This window comes from Virgibacillus ainsalahensis (assembly GCF_055380755.1).
In genome coordinates this window covers 3,576,996-3,596,754 of the sequence record NZ_AP043943.1, presented here as the reverse complement: position 1 = coordinate 3,596,754, position 19,759 = coordinate 3,576,996, and the positions used below count along the sequence as shown (strand labels likewise).

18 protein-coding genes and 1 pseudogene are annotated in these 19,759 nt (G+C 38.9%); 8 read left to right on the top strand and 11 right to left on the bottom strand.

Going from position 1 to position 19,759, the window contains the following annotated elements; all coding sequences use genetic code 11:
- Positions 1–264: 264 nt before the first annotated feature.
- The 6 genes from dnaB to ACZ427_RS17850 form a co-directional block, all read right to left on the bottom strand.
- A complete protein-coding gene (dnaB, locus tag ACZ427_RS17875) occupies positions 265–1,524 on the bottom strand; it encodes a replicative DNA helicase (RefSeq protein WP_461177948.1) in 1,260 nt (419 codons plus the stop codon).
- A complete protein-coding gene (locus ACZ427_RS17870) occupies positions 1,514–1,843 on the bottom strand; it encodes a hypothetical protein (protein WP_461177947.1) in 330 nt (109 codons plus the stop codon). Before ACZ427_RS17870 ends, dnaB begins: the two co-directional genes overlap by 11 nt.
- Positions 1,840–2,616, bottom strand: coding sequence for a DnaD domain-containing protein (locus ACZ427_RS17865; protein WP_461177946.1), 777 nt, complete (start codon positions 2,614–2,616; stop codon positions 1,840–1,842). The genes ACZ427_RS17870 and ACZ427_RS17865 overlap by 4 nt, the downstream gene beginning before the upstream one ends.
- 57 nt (positions 2,617–2,673) lie before the next feature.
- Complete coding sequence (locus ACZ427_RS17860; protein ID WP_461177945.1) at positions 2,674–2,871, bottom strand: helix-turn-helix domain-containing protein; 198 nt, start codon at positions 2,869–2,871, stop codon at positions 2,674–2,676.
- Positions 2,872–3,478: 607 nt separating this feature from the next.
- A complete protein-coding gene (locus ACZ427_RS17855; RefSeq protein WP_461177944.1) occupies positions 3,479–4,369 on the bottom strand; it encodes a glycine betaine ABC transporter substrate-binding protein in 891 nt (296 codons plus the stop codon).
- Positions 4,370–4,596: 227 nt separating this feature from the next.
- The gene (locus ACZ427_RS17850; protein WP_461177943.1) at positions 4,597–5,814 is read right to left on the bottom strand and encodes an ROK family transcriptional regulator; all 1,218 of its coding nucleotides are present in this window, start codon (positions 5,812–5,814) and stop codon (positions 4,597–4,599) included.
- A gap of 388 nt (positions 5,815–6,202) precedes the next feature.
- Between ACZ427_RS17850 and ACZ427_RS17845 the strand changes: the two genes are divergently transcribed.
- The 5 genes from ACZ427_RS17845 to betB all read left to right on the top strand — a co-directional run bounded on the left by ACZ427_RS17845 (position 6,203) and on the right by betB (position 10,843).
- The gene (locus ACZ427_RS17845) at positions 6,203–7,282 is read left to right on the top strand and encodes an amidohydrolase family protein (protein WP_461177942.1); all 1,080 of its coding nucleotides are present in this window, start codon (positions 6,203–6,205) and stop codon (positions 7,280–7,282) included.
- Positions 7,282–7,635 (top strand): Rieske (2Fe-2S) protein, encoded by a 354-nt coding sequence (locus ACZ427_RS17840; RefSeq protein WP_461177941.1) that lies wholly within the window; start codon positions 7,282–7,284, stop codon positions 7,633–7,635. The genes ACZ427_RS17845 and ACZ427_RS17840 overlap by 1 nt, the downstream gene beginning before the upstream one ends.
- 17 nt (positions 7,636–7,652) lie before the next feature.
- Complete coding sequence (locus tag ACZ427_RS17835) at positions 7,653–8,015, top strand: Rieske (2Fe-2S) protein (RefSeq protein WP_461177940.1); 363 nt, start codon at positions 7,653–7,655, stop codon at positions 8,013–8,015.
- 36 nt (positions 8,016–8,051) lie between these two features.
- Positions 8,052–9,266, top strand: a complete 1,215-nt coding sequence (locus ACZ427_RS17830) for an NAD(P)/FAD-dependent oxidoreductase (protein WP_461177939.1) — start codon at positions 8,052–8,054, stop codon at positions 9,264–9,266.
- Positions 9,267–9,373: 107 nt separating this feature from the next.
- A complete protein-coding gene (gene betB, locus ACZ427_RS17825) occupies positions 9,374–10,843 on the top strand; it encodes a betaine-aldehyde dehydrogenase (RefSeq protein WP_461177938.1) in 1,470 nt (489 codons plus the stop codon).
- Between the two features lie 473 nt (positions 10,844–11,316).
- Here betB and ACZ427_RS17820 read toward each other — a convergent pair.
- The 3 genes and pseudogenes from ACZ427_RS17820 to ACZ427_RS17810 all read right to left on the bottom strand — a co-directional run.
- A pseudogene (locus ACZ427_RS17820) lies at positions 11,317–11,615 on the bottom strand (restriction endonuclease); the annotation flags it as partial.
- A gap of 228 nt (positions 11,616–11,843) precedes the next feature.
- On the bottom strand, positions 11,844–12,866 hold the full coding sequence (gene istA / locus ACZ427_RS17815) for an IS21 family transposase (protein WP_464883474.1): 1,023 nt from the start codon (positions 12,864–12,866) through the stop codon (positions 11,844–11,846).
- A 439-nt stretch (positions 12,867–13,305) separates the two neighbouring features.
- Positions 13,306–13,971, bottom strand: a complete 666-nt coding sequence (locus ACZ427_RS17810; protein ID WP_461177468.1) for an Ltp family lipoprotein — start codon at positions 13,969–13,971, stop codon at positions 13,306–13,308.
- A 622-nt stretch (positions 13,972–14,593) separates the two neighbouring features.
- Between ACZ427_RS17810 and istA (ACZ427_RS17805) the strand changes: the two genes are divergently transcribed.
- Both istA (ACZ427_RS17805) and istB read left to right on the top strand, forming a co-directional pair.
- Positions 14,594–16,180: an IS21 family transposase gene (gene istA / locus ACZ427_RS17805; protein ID WP_464883473.1), complete on the top strand. Its 1,587-nt coding sequence runs from the start codon at positions 14,594–14,596 to the stop codon at positions 16,178–16,180.
- Positions 16,177–16,947, top strand: coding sequence for an IS21-like element helper ATPase IstB (gene istB, locus ACZ427_RS17800; RefSeq protein WP_461177969.1), 771 nt, complete (start codon positions 16,177–16,179; stop codon positions 16,945–16,947). The genes istA (ACZ427_RS17805) and istB overlap by 4 nt, the downstream gene beginning before the upstream one ends.
- A gap of 183 nt (positions 16,948–17,130) precedes the next feature.
- Here istB and rlmH read toward each other — a convergent pair whose 3' ends face one another.
- A complete protein-coding gene (gene rlmH / locus ACZ427_RS17795; protein ID WP_461177970.1) occupies positions 17,131–17,610 on the bottom strand; it encodes a 23S rRNA (pseudouridine(1915)-N(3))-methyltransferase RlmH in 480 nt (159 codons plus the stop codon).
- A 223-nt stretch (positions 17,611–17,833) separates the two neighbouring features.
- Between rlmH and ACZ427_RS17790 the strand changes: the two genes are divergently transcribed.
- The gene (locus ACZ427_RS17790; RefSeq protein ID WP_464883589.1) at positions 17,834–17,950 is read left to right on the top strand and encodes a Spo0E family sporulation regulatory protein-aspartic acid phosphatase; all 117 of its coding nucleotides are present in this window, start codon (positions 17,834–17,836) and stop codon (positions 17,948–17,950) included.
- A gap of 44 nt (positions 17,951–17,994) precedes the next feature.
- Here the strand turns inward: ACZ427_RS17790 and dacB are convergent, their stop codons facing one another.
- Positions 17,995–19,512 carry a D-alanyl-D-alanine carboxypeptidase/D-alanyl-D-alanine endopeptidase gene (gene dacB / locus ACZ427_RS17785; RefSeq protein WP_461177972.1) on the bottom strand — a complete coding sequence of 506 codons (1,518 nt, stop codon included), beginning with the start codon at positions 19,510–19,512 and terminating at the stop codon, positions 17,995–17,997.
- Positions 19,513–19,759 lie beyond the last annotated feature (247 nt).

Here is a 19,759-nt window from a genome sequence, read left to right as displayed (position 1 = left end):
CCTTTCTTATTGTTTTCTTTTATAAGAATATGATTAGAACTGTTCTATAAGTACTAAATCATGACCGGGGAATCTGAACAGGTAATGACACCATAATATAAGGGGATGCGAATGATTCCAGGCTCACCGAACCGGTTTATAAAGTAAAATAATATGAAAATGTCGGAAGCTCAGCAATCCCAACCGTAAATAGGTTCATAACCGCGGCTGTGAAACCGACAGATGCACCTCAAACCGGTATAAAACAACATATTCTCCTCCTACCTACCCAACATCTCCAAACCACCCATACTCCTTCTCAAATGCCAACTCCACCGTTCCAGTCGGCCCATTCCGGTGTTTTGAAATAATGACTTCCATCCGATTTTGCTCAGAATTACGCTCATAGTAATCCTCACGATAGAGGAAGAAAATGACATCTGCATCTTGTTCGATATTGCCCGACTCACGTAAATCAGACATAAGTGGGCGCTTATCTTGGCGTGACTCCACATTTCTCGATAGCTGGGAGATTAAAAGAATTGGTATATTCAATTCAATCGCCAATAGCTTCAGCTCACGTGTGATTTCCCCAACCTCGAGATCCCGTCGTTCTCGCTGTTTTGCTGGCGCGATTAACTGCAAATAATCAATGATGATAAGATGGTTGCCATCTGGGAAATCGTGAAGTCTTTTGCGGATAGCTGATCGTATTTCAAGTAACGTATTTTTCTTATCATAGACCTCTAGATCCCAATTCGATATTACCCCAATCGCCTGGATTGCCCGTTCATAATCTTCCGCGGAAAACGCCGCAGTCCTCCATTTCCGGCCATTGATTGCACCTTCTGCAGATAGCATTCGCTGCAATAATTGCTTCGTCCCCATCTCCAGACTAAAAATCTGTGACATTCCACCTTGCTTGCAATGCCCCGCAGCCAAATTAAGTGCAAATGCTGTCTTCCCAACGGATGGCCTCGCCGCTGCAATCAACAAATCTCCGCGCTGCAAACCACCAGTCATATTATCAAGCTGCTCATACGATGTAATAAACCCTTGCTGCACACGTTCTGGATGGAACATCTCATCAGCAATTTCCATCAGGTGGTTATAGACCGACTTTTCCTGGATAACTGCTCCCGACTCTTGAAACGTCTGCAGCTGTTCAATCAGCACGTCCAATTCCTCATCAGACGGATTTTTCAAGTACTGTATCGCACTTTCCTTCGATTTCCTCAGCCGGTACGCATCGAAAATGAGTCGTTCGTGATGCTTGATGGCAGCCGTACTCGCCACGCTTTCCGTCATTTCCAGTAAATAAGCGGTGTTTCCAACCTGTTCGATCGCATCTCCAAGCCTTGTGGTAACGACTACCAAATCGATGAATTCTCCTTGATCTGATGCGAGCTTCATCGCCCGATAGATTTGCTGATGCCGAAAGTCGTGGAAGTGCTCCTCCTGCACTTCCAGATTCTTAAAAAGCGCCCCATCCAGCAGCACGGAACCAAGCACTGCCACTTCCGCTTCATAATTCCTAATCGGCATGGCGGCATGCCTCCACCAATTTGTTCAATGCCTCTTGAAACTGACGCTTTGTTTCCTCAGGAACCCTTGCAGCCTCCTCCTGCCATGCACGCAGCTCCTCCAAATGCATATTCGGCTCCTCTAGATAGGAAGCAATCTCCATAAGCGTTGGAGCATACTGATGGGAGACAACATGGGCGGACAAATTCCTTATCACACCTTCATAATCCATCTTCAGTAGTTGTGGTATGAATACCCTTATTTTCCTTTCTCCCATCGTCACATTTGGATAGAATTCCTGAATTATTTCTAGTACATCAAACGCTTCTTCCTTTGTCATGCCAACATCTCCTCTCTTAGTTTACGGAGCACATTTTTGTTTTCTGCATGGGCTTTCTTCCAGAACGGTACAGACCGCTTACGCTCCTGTTTAGATCCCTTTTGTTTTTCAAAATCCCGCACCTGTTCCAGACTGCTTAGCCCTGCCCGTGACCATTCATTTAAAATTTTCTCGATATATTTTAAAGTTCTACCACCATGCATAACAGCAATCTGCATTGCCTCTAACACTAGGCACTCACCGCTCTCTGTACACCAACGAGCAATGACCTCCCTACCAGCTGGTTTCAGGGTTGAAAAGTTTTGGTCGTAAAAGGAAAATGGATTCGGTGACGCTTCTCCTCCTCTTCTCTTTTGTTTATGTTTCTGTTTATGTATGGTCCGGGATTCGTCCGGCAATTGGTCCCCGGATAAGTCCGACAATGGGTCCGCTGATAGGTCCGGATGTGGAGTGGAAGCCTGCAAGCTAGACATTCCCTCCTCATTACGCGAGCCACCGAGCAAAACCATTTCATAAACTGGCGCTCGCCCCTTCGCCCCACGTTCATAATAGATGAGACCACACGTTACGAGTACTGCCCGTGCCTCAGATAGTCGCTGCTTTGACAGCCCACCATATTGCATGACTAAGGCATTCGAAGCATTGAATCGGCGCTTCCATCCAGCCATATTGTTAATCATCATTAACGTGTGCCACAACAGAATTGCCGTTGGCGGTATTTCATTGAATGACAAGTAATCCTTGAATGCATTTAACTGTTTTATATAGTTCATCTTTAAAAAATCTCCTTTCATTATTAAATCGTTTTCCAACTTTTTGACCGCCACCTTCTAGGAGTAGTCTCTGCTTCCTTTCGACTGTATTTGCTGTTCCTCAATCCACGCATCAACCGCTTCCTGTGAAAAAAGAATTTTACTGCGAATACGGAAATGCGGTATCTCATTCGATCTTGCCATTTTATACACCGTATCCAGATGTACCCCAAGATACGAAGCCATTTCCTTCACTGTCATCGATTTTCTTTCCATGCTAAAAACACCTCCTTTTTGTTCTTTCATACCTATAATCGAAATGAAAGTGTAAAAGGGGGTGTTTTGGGTTGGATTATTTATTTTATTTTAAATTTTGTTAGTGTTTGATGGCGACATCAGAGGCGAATGATTCCCATTTTTCAATATTCTGTTTGCCAGCCTGCTTTTACTAGTGTAAATGTTCTAGCTTTCATAAAGTGGTGGGGATTAGGCATCAGCTTGAAAATCCTATTTACTTAGGATACGGTTCGCCTCACCCTTAATACTAGCGGTTTTTGCCGTTGGGGTCAGACCCTTTTTTTCTAATTTTTTCTTATAATTCATGATAAGTCCACCTTGGTTAATTTAAGGGTCCATTTTTGCTGATCAGCTGTGGACACCTCGCATCATACCAAGAGGGCTTTTTTGTTCAATCCTCATTTTGCTTTATTACAGGAATGCTTTCTTTACTATTAAAAAATAAACCGCCTGCATTATAAAATATTTCCTTAGAATGGAAACACATTTATAAACAGACGGTTTTATCCTAGAAATTTTCTGATAAACCTTTAAAATCTTGTGATAAACACTAGTCTCGTAATTTTTACATTTTACATAAGTATGATTATTTTGTTGGTAAGTCCTCAACGCTATCTATATCCATATATGCTGGTACAACAAAACCTTGTTTGGCGCCTTCCAAATTTGGTCCTAAATCAACAATCTCATCTGCATATTCGTCCATATATGTAGATGCTCCTCCAGGTAGCCATGCAATTAACATTCCGTCGACTTCTTCTTGGGCTACCGATTGAAATGCAATACCCATATCGAGTGCTGTCAATGTGACATCAAAGCCAAGTTCTTCAAGTAAAAGTGCAACAACATTCGTTGATGAAAGCTCTGTATCCCAATTAATGTAAGCTAATTCAATTGGCTCATTCTCAACTGGTTCAACATCTTCCATCCAAGATTCAGCTTTTTCTCGGTTATTTTCAATCCACTCTTTAGCAGCATCGCGAGGTTCCACATCTTCATCTTGTCCGAACTTTGCCATCACTGCGTTCATGTCTTCTATTTCCCAATGAAAATTATCCAAGAATTGGTATGCCGATGGATGTTCCTCTTTTAGTCCCTGACGAACGATAGTATGTATTTTTTGTTCTACACCTATTATTTTTTTGGGATCGTCCAAAATCTTCAAATCATATTTATCGAACGCCCAATGCGGTTGCCATAGGGTAACAACAATCGGCCTTTCTTCTTTAATAGCTTCTTGTAGTTCTGTCATCATGGCTGGTTCTGAACTAGGGACTAATTCCATATCCAGATTATATTCTTTAACCGTCTCTTCAGCCATATTCATTGTACCGGAGCCTGGTTCAATTCCGATAATCTCATCCAGTTCAATTTCTTTTTCACCATTTTCACTTTCACTGGTATCACTCGTGTCACTACATGCAGAAAGCACCATTCCCAATATGAATGCTAATAAAGTTATTGTTAATTTCCTCACATTTAAAACCTCCAAAACTTTTTATTGCTTTCCTATAATTTCTATCTAAACAAATATCTCCTTTTAAATAGGAAAGAATCCACCCTCCTTAATAATAATCAATTGCTATTGAACCTATTTAGATAGTCTATAAAAATCTTAACACACTTCATGCCGAAATGGTATAAAGGTTTCGAGTTGTTTTGACGACTTTATTTCCTAGTTACCCTTTTGTTAAATGAATAAAGTTAAGATAAATAATAATTAAAAATCATATTGGCAGCTCCAATAGCTGCCGCATTGTCGCCTAATAAACCTTTGCTGAACATTACTTGATGGTCCGAGGACCCGTCTTTATTACAATTATAAAAAGATTGTATAGAAGTTTTATAAAATAAATCCATTTTTGTGTATGTCGGTCCACTTAATATAATTAGTTCTGGAAGTATTAGATTAGATATGTTTGATATTCCCACTCCTGTAATAAAAGCCGCTTTTTTAATAATTTGGGAACATAACGGATCCTTTTGATTGACAGCATGATATATATCTTCAAATTTGATGTCTTTATTGTTTTTAAATTGATGTTGAAGCATGGACTCCTTTCCTTGTTGTAACTGTGATACCACCTCTTTTTTTATTGAAGATATGGAAGAATATGCTTCAATGCAACCATAATTTCCACAAACATTACATTTCTTGCCATTAATATCCACTATCATATGCCCATGATTAAACATACTAAAATTATCTGAGCCTTGTATTTGGTATCTATCCATTTTTAGGCTTACTCGCGTTCCTCCACCTTTGATGATATATACAATATTTTTAAATTGTTTAAACTCTTTATTCTCTATTTCAGCAAGTATCGCTGTATTGACCCCATAATCAATCAACGTCTTTATTCCTAGTTTTTCCTCTAACTCGTCAACAATTGGTACATTAACCCAATCTCTTGTAGGAAAATCGCTCGGATCAATAATAATTCCTCTTTTTTGATCTAAAGGCCCAATCGTTCCAATGCCAATCCCTAGAATATCTTCTTTCTCCATATTTCTTTCTCTTAGCATTTTATGTACTGTTGATTCGATAAAATTAATCGTAACTTCAGGATTAGTACTTTCACTCATTGGTAAACTGGCTTCAGATTTTATAGTTAAACTTAGATCTAACAATAATATTCTTGTCTCACTTCTATTAATATCGATTCCAATTAAGTGATAGATTTCTGGCTTTATTTTGTACAAATCAGGTTTTCGTCCTCCGCTTGATTCTCCATAACCCGATTTAGCAATTAACTGTGATTGAATCATTTCATTGATCAACCGAGAACAAGTTGTTGAGGTGATTCCTGTATAGGTCATTAATTCATTTTTAGAAAGATAACCGTGTTCTTTAATCAATTGATACAACTCTTTAATGCTTTTTTCTTTTTGCGATAATGCTTGAATAAAACGTTTAATCAACTTGATCCACACCTTTCATTTTTATAGTTATATTGTTCATTAAAGCGTAAAAAAATATATGTCAGCATACCAATCTGTGGTTCATGGACGCAATGAAATCTAACATTTCCAAATTAAAGACAAACATTAAATTCATATTATCATATCATAAAATACATTTTTTTAGAAAACTTGGCATTCGCTTTATGCTATGGCGGATGCCTTAGGGGAAGTTCGGTTAAAAATACGACGTCCCGGGACTGGGACTGCGCACTCCTCGTCCCATCGAAAACCATTGCGGTTACTCGACCCACCGAAATGACCTTTAAAACATTATTCCATTTTGGTATTAAGTATGATATGGTTAATTTAATAGCTAAAGTATTTCACTTTATCAGGAGGTATTATTATGACGAAAAAAAAGTTTTCATTAATTGACACGGACGTTCACGAACATATTCCGTACGAAGATTTGTTGCCTTATCTTAATGAACCATGGAACCATTACATTAAAAATGCAGGTTGGAAACAAGAGAAGCATCTTCCTTATACACAACCCGCTATTGCTGGTTTGAATCGGGCTGATGCACAGGTACCTGATGGTCGTCCCGCAGGTTCAGATTTAGAATTTATGAAACAACATTTACTAGAAGTAGATAATCATGAATTTGCTATATTAGGCGGTAACCTCGATCCCGGTCCTTCATCCATGCATGGATGGTATGAAATGGCGACAGCACTAGCGACAGCTTATAATAACGCACAGATTGATCTTTGGCTTGAAAAAGATGACCGTTTGTATGGATCTGTACACATCAATGCTAACGAACCACTAGAGGCTGCTAAAGAAATTGACCGGGTTGGTTCCCATCCGAAAATAGTGCAAGTCCTATTACCAATCGATGACTTTATGTGGGGAGACCCTTATTATCATCCGATATATGAAGCTGCTGAACGAAATAACCTAGCGATTGCCATGCACCATAATGAACCCCCTATTTATTATGGAAAATTTCCGCGTTATTTTATTGAGTGGCATAGTCTAATCCAAACATCGCATATGAATTTGATTGTTAACATGGTTTTTAACGGTGTTTTTGAGAAGTACCCAAATTTAAAATGCATTTTAATTGAAGGTGGTTTCACTCATGTACCACCATTAATGAAGAAAATGGATAAACAGTATAGAGAACTTCGTTTTGAAGTTCCGTGGATTAAACGTATGCCCAGTGAAATTATAAGAGAACATTTTAAATTTACGACACAGCCAATGGATGACATGACTAGGGATGAACTTATGAATTATATGGATATGATGGGAAGCGACGAAATGATTTGCTTTTCAACCGACTATCCTCATTGGGATTATGATAATCCACATACAGCGTTACCTGGTGGTCTAAGTGAAGATATTTTAGAAAAAATCTATAACGGAAACGCTAGAAAATTGTATAATAAACTACCCGCAAAGAAAGAGGTGCTAGATTAATGGGGCAAATCGTATGTCAAAAGAATGATTTACAACCCGGTGAAATAATGGAAGTTACATATAAGAAGCATTCTATTGCCTTATGTCGTTCTAAAACTGGGGAGTTTTATGCGTTTTTGAATCAGTGTCCTCACCAAGGTGCACCGATGTCAAAAGGAAAGTTGTGTAGTACTTCGGCCTTTACCGATACACATGGCGAGTATCGCACAATAAAAGATGGAGAAGTTTTGCGTTGTCCATGGCATGGAATGGAATTCGATATTACGGATCGGGGTAGGTTATTAGCTGATCCACAATTGAAATTGAGAGACTTTAAAGTTCATGTTGAGGGTAATGATGTAATCATAAAGTAAAGAATGGAGAATCTTAAATGAAAAGAACAGAGGATGTTAATAGGAAGATGGAGGATCCGAAAATCGATGGAGATGGAAATCTAGTTGTTTTAGGGATTAGTGATGACTTTATTGAGGATGAACCAGTTGAAGTCGTCGTTGACAATAAAGTTATTCTTGCTACAAGGGTAGAAGGTAAAGTATATGCCGTAGATGGAATATGCACACATCAGTATGCGGAATTAGCTGAAGGAGATACAGAGGAACACCTTATTTATTGCCCCCTTCACTTTGCCTGCTTTGATATGCGTACTGGCGTAGCACTAGAAGGACCTACTGATATACCGTTAGGAACGTATGAAGTTAAGGAAGTCGACGGTAGTGTTTGGGTTAAAATTTAGCCCTTAGGCAATAGTCTAGAATGTGGGAGGATCAGTATGTCAAATGAAAAACCAATGATCATCGTAGGTGGTGGTTTAGCCGGAACATATGCAGCTGAAACCCTACGTAAAGAGGGATATCAAGGCAGAATTGTACTTTTGGATAAAGGAAAAGAAATGCCATATGATCGGCCACCATTATCTAAAGAATACATGCTCGGAGAAGCAACAGAATCTGATATTTTACTGTTTGCCCCCTCCATGTACGAGGAGTTAAACATCGAACTAGAATTAGGCGTTGAAATAGAACGAATGGATGTCGAAAAAAAAGAAATTATCACGAAGGACGGAAGAAAGTTTCAAGGGGAGAAAATACTTTTAGCAACAGGATCTAATTTGCGACAGCTTCAAGTTGATGGAAGTAATCTAAAAAATATTTACTATCTAAAAACGATGTCAGATGCACAACGTATTAAGAAGGCTATAGCAGATATTAATAAACTTGTTATTGTAGGTGCAGGATTTATTGGGGCAGAACTTGCTTCATCGTGTAGAAGTCTAGGCATAGATGTGACAATTATTGAAAGGTCAGATCTTCCCATGAGTCGAATTTTTGGGGACGAAATAGGCGAGTATTTTCTTAATTTACACCTATCCAACGGTGTTAAGATGATTACAAATGATTCAGTAGCCGCTTTTAATGGAAATACCGAAGTTAAAGAGATTGTTACAATTAGCGGTCGTCAATTGGAGTGTCAAGCAGTTGTTGTAGGTATTGGGGTAGAACCAAATCTAACCTTAAATCATGATGAATTAGAAACAAATCGTGGATATGTAGTTAATGAGTTTGGGGAAACTTCCGTACCAGCTATATATGCAGCAGGTGATTGTACGGTTTGGCCATATAAAGGTACGCATATTCACGTTGAACATTGGGATCATGCAGTTAACCATGGGAAAGTAGTTGCCCAAAACATGGTTAAAAATCAATCAGTTCCATATGATCGTGTTCCGTATTTCTGGTCTGATCAATATAACAATCGGATTCAATATGTTGGTCATTCTAGTGTATGGTCTAAAACCTTATTAAGAGGAAGTTTTAAAGATAATAAGTTTACGTACTTTTTTCTTGACGAAGCTGGGGCTATTGAGGCAGCAATAATTTTCAATGAACCAAAAAATGTGATAAAAATCCGTCGCCTTATACAAACGAAAAAAATTATAGATCCAACTGATTTAGCGAATCCAAATACTATATTAAAAAAGCTTTAATATGCTTCATAACACAAAAGAAAAGCAAATGACGGACCAAGAAAAACCTTGAACCATCTGACACGGCGAATGCAGAGAATCTATATATTTTAACAGGAGTGATTTTATTGAATATCAAAAAACAATATATTAATGGTGAATGGGTCCATTCTATATCAAATGAAACAAGAGATATTATTAACCCTTTCAATCAAGAAATTATTGCTCGTGTTTCTGAAGGTAAAGAAGAAGATGCAAAGGCAGCCATTGAAGCAGCAAGAAATGCATTTGATCATGGTGAATGGTCTACAACTTTAGCTACAGAGCGTGGAGACATCGTGCGCAAGATTGCGACATTCATAGAAAGAGATAAAGAAGAATTGGCCCATTTAGAGTCGCTGGATACTGGTAAAACAGTGGACGAAAGCCGTGATGATATGGATGGTATTGCGTCGGTATTTAAATATTATGCCGATTTGGCTGACAAAGATGGCGGAGAAATGATCACCTCTCCAATTCCAAATACGATTAGTAAAACAGTACGAGAGCCTGTCGGTGTATGCGGACAAATTACCCCTTGGAATTATCCGTTACTACAAGCATCTTGGAAGCTAGCTCCAGCCTTAGTCGCTGGCAATACACTTGTCATGAAGCCAAGTGAAATTACGCCTCTAACAACGATTAAAGTGTTTGAACTAATAGAGGAAGCTGGTGTCCCAACGGGGGTCGCAAATCTCGTCTTAGGTGCAGGAAGTACCATTGGCGCTGAACTCTCCAGTAGTACAGATGTTGATTTAATTTCATTTACAGGTGGCCTCCAAACGGGGCAAAAAATAATGCAAGCGGCAAGTGGTAATATGAAAAAAATTGCGTTGGAGCTTGGTGGGAAAAACCCGAACATTGTTTTTGCTGATGCTGATTTTGATACTGCCATCGATTACGCCATGAATGCTGTATTTTTTCATGCGGGGCAAATCTGTTCTGCTGGAACAAGACTTCTTGTAGAAGAAAGCATTCATGATAAATTTATAAATACACTTGTGGAACGCGTTAAAAATATTCGGTTAGGTAGTGGATTTGATGAAGCAACCCAAATGGGGCCACTTATTTCAGCCGAACATTTGGAAAAAGTAAGCACGTACGTAGAAAATGGAATAAAAGAAGGCGCAACCTTAAAAGTAGGCGGAAAACGTTCAGATGATCCCGAACTCAAAAACGGCTTTTTCTATCTACCTACGATTCTTACAAATTGCACAACAGATATGGATGTTGTGCAAAATGAAGGCTTCGGGCCAGTTATTACCGTTGAAAAATTTGCTACAGAAGAAGAAGCAATTACACTCGCAAATGATTCTATTTATGGCCTATCAGGTGGCGTATGGACAAAAGATATTGCCAAAGCAGAGCGCTGTGTAGCAAAAATGCGCATGGGAACCGTTTGGATTAATGATTTTAATATATTTTTCGCGCAAGCTCCATGGGGCGGCTACAAACAATCCGGTATTGGTCGTGAGCTTAGCACTCCTGGACTAGATGAATACACAGAAGTTAAACATGTGTTTTGGAATATCGATCCAAAACCAATGAATTGGTTTTAAATTTTACTATCACCATGATGTGGAAAAGATATATTTAAAAAATCTCTGACTAGGTACTGCATCCCAAAAGTTAAAGTAAGAAAACTCGCTTTTGGGGTGTTTATTATGGCGAAATATAGTTATGAATTTAAACTAATGGTAGTGAAGGAATATCTTGAAGTACCATTAGGATATACGCTACTAGCTAGAAAGTATGATATTTCAGATACGAAGTCAATTAGAATTTTGATGAATTCATATAAAGCATTTGGAGAAGAAAGTTTACGAAGAAAGCGTTCTATAAAAAAAATTATCCTGTTCAATTTAATTAGATGTATTAAACTTTAAGAAACAATGGGCTCTTACTACCACGATTCATCGCAATTGAATTTAAAATGAACAAACTCATCTCTAAACCACAATTCCAATTCTCTCTATTGTGATTGTACCTTAATAGAAATAAGACCTTTTTTGCTAACTTTTCCATCTTTAACCTACCTTAAATAACCTAACCATTCAGGAACGTATATCTTCTGCAACGGCAACAATGCCCTAACATCATTCGGCATATTCCCATACCATTTCACAACCAAATCTACTAATCTTACAGAATTATGCTTAGCAACCACTTCAGCTTGTGACGTGAATCCACCAGTTGAAACAAATGAACTATTAGCATCATTTGGATTTGCACCTAATAGTTGCTGAATATCGGGTACTAGTGCGGAAGATTTTTGATGCTTTACTTGCACCTTAATAATAGCTTTTCAAATCCAAAGGTATCTTTATAGCTAATACATCTATTTTTGGGGTCAGACCCCAAAATAATTCAATATAATTTCTATCTTTCAATACGGTAATTTTAATGGGCATTCAGTAAATATTGTGAAAAGCAGTATCGTCACCTAATTACAGGATTTTATCGCACAAGCATCTAATGCAAAAACGGCTGTACCCCCATTTTCAATTCAATTATTAAGATTTCTATTGTGTTGCCTTATAAACGTCATCAGGTCATGTGCTACATAGGGACTGAATAGTGATTCGATTGATATACAATCGTGTTGTCCTTACGTACTGTTCTTGTTATACTTGAATCAATATTTGTTATAGTAATTTCTTTGATGACCGGTCTGAGGTGTTGCCTTTCCAATGCGAACACATCTACTGGTCTCTTTTTTGTTGTATTGTGAACATTTATGTTTCCTGTTCTATCCAGCCAGGATAAACAATGCTCATTCCATTGGTCTATATTTTGAAATACTCGATTTTTAGCGAAATTTTTCTTGACAAAGCCAACCACATTTTCGATTCGTCCTTTACTCTCCGGATCAGCTCTCCTACAGACAAACAAATTCAGTTTTCGCTCATCGCGATAAGCCTGGAACTCACTTGTAAGAATCAAATCTCCGGCATTCTCACTTACAACGAGCAGGGAATCCTGATCATAAACAAGTTCATAGGGAATACCACCGTAATACTGGAATACACGCTCATGCATTTGAACCACATCTTTTGTTGTAAATGGCCTGTCCAGCCATTCCACATATTTATATCTGGAGTGCGAGAGCACGAAACTGATAAAGTATAGCTTGACTTCCTTTCCTTGAGGCGTTTTTTGTTTGGTTTCCCCAAAATCCACTTGAGCTTGTTCCCCCATTGGTGGATCAGGTATTGCCTGATAGAGCCGTTTCACTTCTGTTTTAGGAATGCCATATTTTTCACGAAGTTCTTTGACATAGTTTCTTACAGTGCTATCACCAACAACCAAATCTGGATATCTCTCTTTTAACCAATCATGAACCTGTGAGGCTGATAAGTCAGGATGCTCACTTAGCCATGTATGAATTAGTATTTCATATGGATCCAGCCTTTTTGTCCGTGTTTTTGTAGAAGCCATCCATTCCGCTATTTCTTCGGGTGACTTTTCCAAATATTTATAAACAGTCGTTCTGGATATCCCCAACTTTTTGGCGATGCGCCGTATCTTGAATCCTTGTTCTTTAAATTGCTTGATCTTCATATACATCTCTAGAATTTCCACCTTTTCAACTTCCTCCATTACTGATAGTCAACATGATTGATTATATCGTAATGAAGTGAATTTTTAATGGGGAGATTGACCAGGCGCGATGCATTTGACAGGTGCTTCCCCTCCCGGGGCAGCACCTGTCAAATGCAAAATAACCTACCCCACTATCTCAATAAAGTGTCCATTCTTATCTAGCAGAAATGGTCTATTATAGTTTAGCAGTTACACTTCCTTTGAATTCATCATATAGTAACAAAGCTGAACATCCTCAGAATGATAAATACCATCAGAACCACATGCAGCTAACAATAAAATAAGTCCTAACAATAATATTCTTTTCAATCATCTCCCCCTATAACTATGTATAGGTTTATTATGATTGAGTTGGAATATTTATGAAATATGACTCACGTAAAAAGACACCCAGTTAAGAGTGTCTATAAATTATTATTTAATCCGATAAATTATCAAGAGCGTATTGTGCTTGTTCTTCTGTAAATTGTTCCCCATATTCTGATGTGAGTTGATCCAATAACTCTTGGTCAGACATTGGCATAAGTTCTTGATAGTTTTCTGCCGATTCAAGAGCCTCTTCGTTATAATCTACTTCAACATTTTCTATAGCGTATTGACCAGCGTCTTCTGGATATTGCTCTCCATATTCAGATGTTAACTGTTCAAAGAGTCCTTTTTCTGAAAACGGCATGGTGTCGATATAATTTTGAGCGGACTGTAAAGCATTTCGGTGTTCACGTGGAACATCATCTTCTTCTGGTTCAGCTTCTACCTCGACTTCTTCTTGAACCACATCTTCTTCAGGTTCTGGTTCTGGTTCAGTATCAACTTCTTCATCAGGAGTTTCCTCAACTGTTTCCTCCGTTTCAGTTTCTTCCTGATTTTCTTCAACTTCAACATTTTCTATGTCATCAACAGCCTCTTCTGTTTCAGTTTCTACATCTGCTGTAATTCCGAATAAAATAAAAAAGACAAATGTAGCACCAACTGTCAAAACTAAAGCCTTTAATCGACCTTTCATTTTAAGTAACTTAGGTTTGATTAAACCAACTGGAATAGCAATTAATGATAACAAAGCCAAAATCAAAAATAAATTATCCATTTCTTTTTACTCCCCTCATATTTTAATATGAGTCTATTATCCTAGATACGGAAGATTTATGCAATATGAAAAACACCCACACGAGTGATCATCTTCGCGAATTCCCTATAATACTATATTACCTTATAAAAGATGGAATGCTTTGCCTTTAACCTGCCAAACATCTTTTGCTTTTCGTCTTTTTTTCTGCCACCACTTTTTTTATCATCATATAATGCATTAATAATCCCTTTGGTTGTTTCACTTAAATAATATCTATGAACAAATCCATCCTTATCACTTTCCGAGTTTAATATTATCCATTATCTCTGCCAACTCATATTTATCCATATCATTAACCATTATCTTGTCTATAACATTGAAGAACAAATGGAAGCCATAGAACAATTAAAATCCATAATATGATTGGATGTCATACAAATTGTAACTGCTAAACTATAATAGACCATTTCTGCTAAATAAGAATGGACACTTTATTGAGATAGTGGGGTAGGTTATTTTGCATTTGACAGGTGCTGCCCCGGGAGGGGCGGCACCTGTCAAATGCATCGCGTCACCTGGTCGATCTCCCCATTAAAAATTCACTTCATTACGATATAATCAATCATGTTGACTATCAGTAATGGAGGAAGTTGAAAAGGTGGAAATTCTAGAAATGTATATGAAGATCAAGCAATTTAAAGAACAAGGATTCAAGATACGGCGCATCGCCAAAAAGTTGGGGATATCCAGAACGACTGTTTATAAATATTTGGAAAAGTCACCCGAAGAAATAGCGGAATGGATGGCTTCTACAAAAACACGGACAAAAAGGCTGGATCCATATGAAATACTAATTCATACATGGCTAAGTGAGCATCCTGACTTATCAGCCTCACAGGTTCATGATTGGTTAAAAGAGAGATATCCAGATTTGGTTGTTGGTGATAGCACTGTAAGAAACTATGTCAAAGAACTTCGTGAAAAATATGGCATTCCTAAAACAGAAGTGAAACGGCTCTATCAGGCAATACCTGATCCACCAATGGGGGAACAAGCTCAAGTGGATTTTGGGGAAACCAAACAAAAAACGCCTCAAGGAAAGGAAGTCAAGCTATACTTTATCAGTTTCGTGCTCTCGCACTCCAGATATAAATATGTGGAATGGCTGGACAGGCCATTTACAACAAAAGATGTGGTTCAAATGCATGAGCGTGTATTCCAGTATTACGGTGGTATTCCCTATGAACTTGTTTATGATCAGGATTCCCTGCTCGTTGTAAGTGAGAATGCCGGAGATTTGATTCTTACAAGTGAGTTCCAGGCTTATCGCGATGAGCGAAAACTGAATTTGTTTGTCTGTAGGAGAGCTGATCCGGAGAGTAAAGGACGAATCGAAAATGTGGTTGGCTTTGTCAAGAAAAATTTCGCTAAAAATCGAGTATTTCAAAATATAGACCAATGGAATGAGCATTGTTTATCCTGGCTGGATAGAACAGGAAACATAAATGTTCATAATACAACAAAAAAGAGACCAGTAGATGTGTTCGCATTGGAAAGGCAACACCTCAGACCGGTCATCAAAGAAATTACTATAACAAATATTGATTCAAGTATAACAAGAACAGTACGTAAGGACAACACGATTGTATATCAATCGAATCGCTATTCAGTCCCTATCGGAACCTATGAAAAAAACAAAGAGGTATCTATCGAGGTAACCGATGAAGCGCATCTAGTCATACGGGAGAAAGCGGATGGGGCTATCATCGCCGATCATCTCATTTCTTCCGAAAAAGGCAAACTTATTCAGGATACACAACATGTTCGGGATCGCTCCAAAGGCATTCCAGCTTATATCGCCACTGTATCCAATGAATTTACGGACAAGGAAGCAGCTACTGTATTCCTAAAGGAAATTCATCAAAGATATCCGCGTTATATGCGGGATCAGTTGAAGATTGTGTTAAAAGCATCGAAAGCGGTGGATCAAGTAATCCGAAACGAAGCTTTGTCAGAATGTGTGAAACGCGGATTATACAGCGCAACGGAGTTTAGTGATGTGGTGGCATTTATTCAGCGTCAGCATCAAAATAATGCCAGTCAGATAAGTGCGGTTAAGGAAATCAAGACACTACATGATGTTGATCCTGCGCTAATTGACATACAGCCAGAGTCAAGAGAGTTGAATCGTTATCTGGATGTGTTGAAAGGAGGGGCAATGGGATGACGCAATCCCTTGAACAGTTACAGCAACAATTGCGCACATTACGGTTATCAGAGACGGCAAATTATTTGCCTTCTCTGATTCAACAAGCCGAATCAGAAGATTGGACATACCGGGTTTTCTTACAACATCTAACCGCATATGAACAGAAACGTCGCGAAGAGAAACAAATTGAAAAACGCTTGAAATGGGCAGCATTCCCTTTTTACAAGACAATAGATGGGTTTCAATTAGAACAGCAGCAATCTCTAAGCAAGAAACAGCTCCATCAATTAACAGAGTTTACATGGCTGGACCAGTTGTACAATTTGATTATTCTAGGCCCACCTGGCGTGGGGAAAACCCATTTGGCAACTGGTCTGGGAATAGAGGCTATCCACCAAGGGTATAAGGTTTCTTTTATTTCCATGGGTCAACTCATTCATACGTTGAAGACCGAAGAAGTCACTAGAAAATCTCAGACGAGAATGAAACGCATTCGTGACGCCAATCTTGTCATTATTGATGATCTGATGTTTATGGCAATGGATACGCGGGAAGCAAATCTATTCTTTCATCTGATTAACGATCTTTACGATAAGGCATCCGTGATTTTAACATCAAATAAGGGACCGAATGAGTGGGGAGAATTATTAGGGGATCCCGGTATTACAACAGCCATCTTAGACAGGCTTTTACATCGTGTGGAAGTTATTCATTTCCAGAATGATGATAGTTATCGAATGAAACATCGTTCTTCCATTTTTATGGAAAAAAGTGTTCAAAATTAATTAGCAAAAAGTGTCCATTTTCACTTGACGGTTACACAAATGTTAATCAAATGTTTAGTACCTTAAAAAAGAGCACTTTCTGCATATCAGAAATGTGCTCTTTCAGTTTATATTAATATAATGTTTATAAGATTTTATCTAACCATTCCTCTTTAATGACAACTTCCACTCTTTGTTTTACCACTATTTATGATACGGTTCCCCCCTAATAATCCGAAACCCCCGATACACCTGCTCCAGCAAAATCAGTCGCATCAGCTGATGGGGAAATGTCATCTTGGAAAAGGACAGGGATAGATCGCTCCGCTTCTGCACGTCCTCACTGATTCCAAGGGAACCGCCAATTACGAATGCTATCTTGCTTTTCCCATATGTCGCAAGCTCGTCCATTTTAGCTGCCAGCTGTTCGGATGTCAGCATTTTCCCGTTGATTTCAAGTGTAATCACATAGGTGTCCTGGCTGATTTGTGCCAAAATCCGCTCGCCTTCCTTGCGTTTCACTTCCAGCATTTCCGCTTCACTCATGTTTTCCGGGGCTTTTTCATCTGCAACTTCAGTAATAGCTACTTTTGCGTAAGCTCCAAGCCGCTTCAAATACTCCTGGATGCCTTGCTTGAGGTATTTTTCCTTCAGTTTTCCTACTGAAACAATAGAGATTTTCATGAATCTTTCCATCCTTCTTCTTTCGTCTTTTTTTACAAGTTTACCCTATCAACTTACGAATTCCAACTGCCCCTCCCACCCGTAATATAAAAACTTTCCTCTCTCAGGAAAATTGATGTTTAACCCTGGTGAATAGTGGGAATCTACTATCATTGAAAGGAAGTAGGTTTTATTGGATCAAAGAGCACAACTGGAAACCAAGATTGAGCAACTGAGATCTAAGATGTATAAGGCTTTTGAAACAAATGCAAATAATGAGGAAGTCATTCATATATCCCAAGAGCTAGATAGATTGCTTAATAAATTGGACAAACTCCAGGACAAACAACATGTAAGATGAAAAAAAGCTGTCCCTCCAAACACGGAGGAACAGCTTCTTTGTGGTTAAAACTCATGCGCGGCAAGTGTGCTGGCTATCTCATCTACAATTTCTGATGCCTGATCCTCCAAGTAGTTATTAATCATAATGGAGAAAATCAATGGCTCACCATCTGTTGAGGTGACATAACCGGATAATGTTGAAACCGATGTAAGTGATCCGGTTTTTGCCTTTACATTTCCCTGGGCCGGTCCTTCTGTCATTCGGTAACGCAATGTACCACCAACGAAACGCTCCGGGTCACCCGCTACGGGAAGGGAACGTTCAAATGCCGGGTACCAGTCTTTTTCCTGGATCACGTAAAGCAGCTGAGACATTCCATTCGCAGGAATATAATTTTTATGTGACATACCTGAACCATCGCGAAGCAGAATCGCGTCTTCATCAACACCGTGATCTGCGGCGAACGCTTCCATTACTTCAAGTCCTTCATCCCAGCTTCCTTCTCCATGTACGACTCTCCCCATCTCTTTTGTTAAGGTTTCGCCATGCCCATTATTACTTAATTTCATAAAGCGGGTGAACAGCTCTTTCAAGGGAATAGAATCCTTAGAAGACAATAGCGTAGCGTCTTCAGGTGTCGCATCAAATCCAATTTCTGTTTGACCTGCAAAGGTAACACCATTTTCCTTTAGTGATTTTTTAAAGACATCCATCACATAACCGGTCGGCTCCCACACAGACACCCAGGATTTTGAGTCAGAGCCATCGATTGGCATGGTCCCTTCGATGATGATATTATTCGTCCCATGCTCCCGTTCAATGGAAATATCCTTTTCTTCTGAGGCCTCTACCATCTCCGTGTTATTTACAATCGTGACATAATCGGTTTCTGGTGTAAGGCGCACTTTTGCCTTCTCTCCAGATTCTGCATCAGGGGTTACCTCGACAACCACTGTACCGGAGTCATAATCCGTATCTGGCGCAAGTGTGAGTGCAGACACCTGGGCACCGGTATAAAAAGGTTCATCCGACCAGTTCAAGTCCTGTGACAGGCGCTCGTCATCATACCATGTATCATCTCCGATTAGATTTCCCTTTATTTTATGAATGCCCTGCTCCTTCAATTCCTTTGCAAATTGATCGAGATCCTTTTTTCTTAGTGTGGGGTCACCTTTTCCTTTCACATATACATCTCCATGCAGTACTTTTCCTCTTACTTCTCCATCTGTCCATACTTCCGTGGAAAATTGATAGTCCGGACCAAGCGTCTCCATCGCCGCTGCTCCTGTCAGTAACTTCATATTAGATGCAGGATGTAAACGTGTGTCCCCATTTTGAGAAAACAGGATTTCACCCGTGTCCGCTTTTCGGATGCTCACCCCGGTTACCGCTCTATCCAGTCCATCATCAGTCAAGATGGCCTCCAGTTTTTCTTCCAATGTTCCTGTTTCATGTATTTCTTCCGTTGTTTTTGATTCTTCGGATGCGTTGACAAACAATTCCTTCCCCTGATCCATCAATGGCATTAGTAAGATCATGATTGCAATAAGAAAAAACAATAAGCCTTTCGTTGACTTCATCTACTGCCACATCCTTTTCATTAAATTATGAATAATTCCAATTATACATTAAGTTTGTTATGAAAAAAGCGTTCTATAGGAAAACCAATCCATTTACTCAGGGGATATTAAAAGAAGCGAATTTAGACGGATAGTCCTTGTACCTATATTATGTTATGTGTTTTGGAGATATTAATCCCGGGTAAGAGTTTTATGTAGTGAAGAAGGAAGGAAATTTTGATAGGAATTCTATATAGGGAGTGTGTAT

Bases quoted from the DNA above. Each gene is read 5' to 3' on its own strand.
- ACZ427_RS17790 (WP_464883589.1), top strand. From the start codon at position 17,834: ATGTATAAGGCTTTTGAAACAAATGCAAATAATGAGGAAGTCATTCAT.
- dacB (WP_461177972.1), bottom strand. From the start codon at position 19,512: ATGAAGTCAACGAAAGGCTTATTGTTTTTTCTTATTGCAATCATGATC.
- ACZ427_RS17830 (WP_461177939.1), top strand. From the start codon at position 8,052: ATGTCAAATGAAAAACCAATGATCATCGTAGGTGGTGGTTTAGCCGGA.
- istA (WP_464883473.1), top strand. From the start codon at position 14,594: ATGGAGGAAGTTGAAAAGGTGGAAATTCTAGAAATGTATATGAAGATC.
- istB (WP_461177969.1), top strand. From the start codon at position 16,177: ATGACGCAATCCCTTGAACAGTTACAGCAACAATTGCGCACATTACGG.
- ACZ427_RS17835 (WP_461177940.1), top strand. From the start codon at position 7,653: ATGAAAAGAACAGAGGATGTTAATAGGAAGATGGAGGATCCGAAAATC.
- rlmH (WP_461177970.1), bottom strand. From the start codon at position 17,610: ATGAAAATCTCTATTGTTTCAGTAGGAAAACTGAAGGAAAAATACCTC.
- ACZ427_RS17840 (WP_461177941.1), top strand. From the start codon at position 7,282: ATGGGGCAAATCGTATGTCAAAAGAATGATTTACAACCCGGTGAAATA.
- ACZ427_RS17860 (WP_461177945.1), bottom strand. From the start codon at position 2,871: ATGGAAAGAAAATCGATGACAGTGAAGGAAATGGCTTCGTATCTTGGG.
- dnaB (WP_461177948.1), bottom strand. From the start codon at position 1,524: ATGCCGATTAGGAATTATGAAGCGGAAGTGGCAGTGCTTGGTTCCGTG.
- ACZ427_RS17845 (WP_461177942.1), top strand. From the start codon at position 6,203: ATGACGAAAAAAAAGTTTTCATTAATTGACACGGACGTTCACGAACAT.
- ACZ427_RS17865 (WP_461177946.1), bottom strand. From the start codon at position 2,616: ATGAACTATATAAAACAGTTAAATGCATTCAAGGATTACTTGTCATTC.
- ACZ427_RS17810 (WP_461177468.1), bottom strand. From the start codon at position 13,971: ATGGATAATTTATTTTTGATTTTGGCTTTGTTATCATTAATTGCTATT.
- ACZ427_RS17870 (WP_461177947.1), bottom strand. From the start codon at position 1,843: ATGACAAAGGAAGAAGCGTTTGATGTACTAGAAATAATTCAGGAATTC.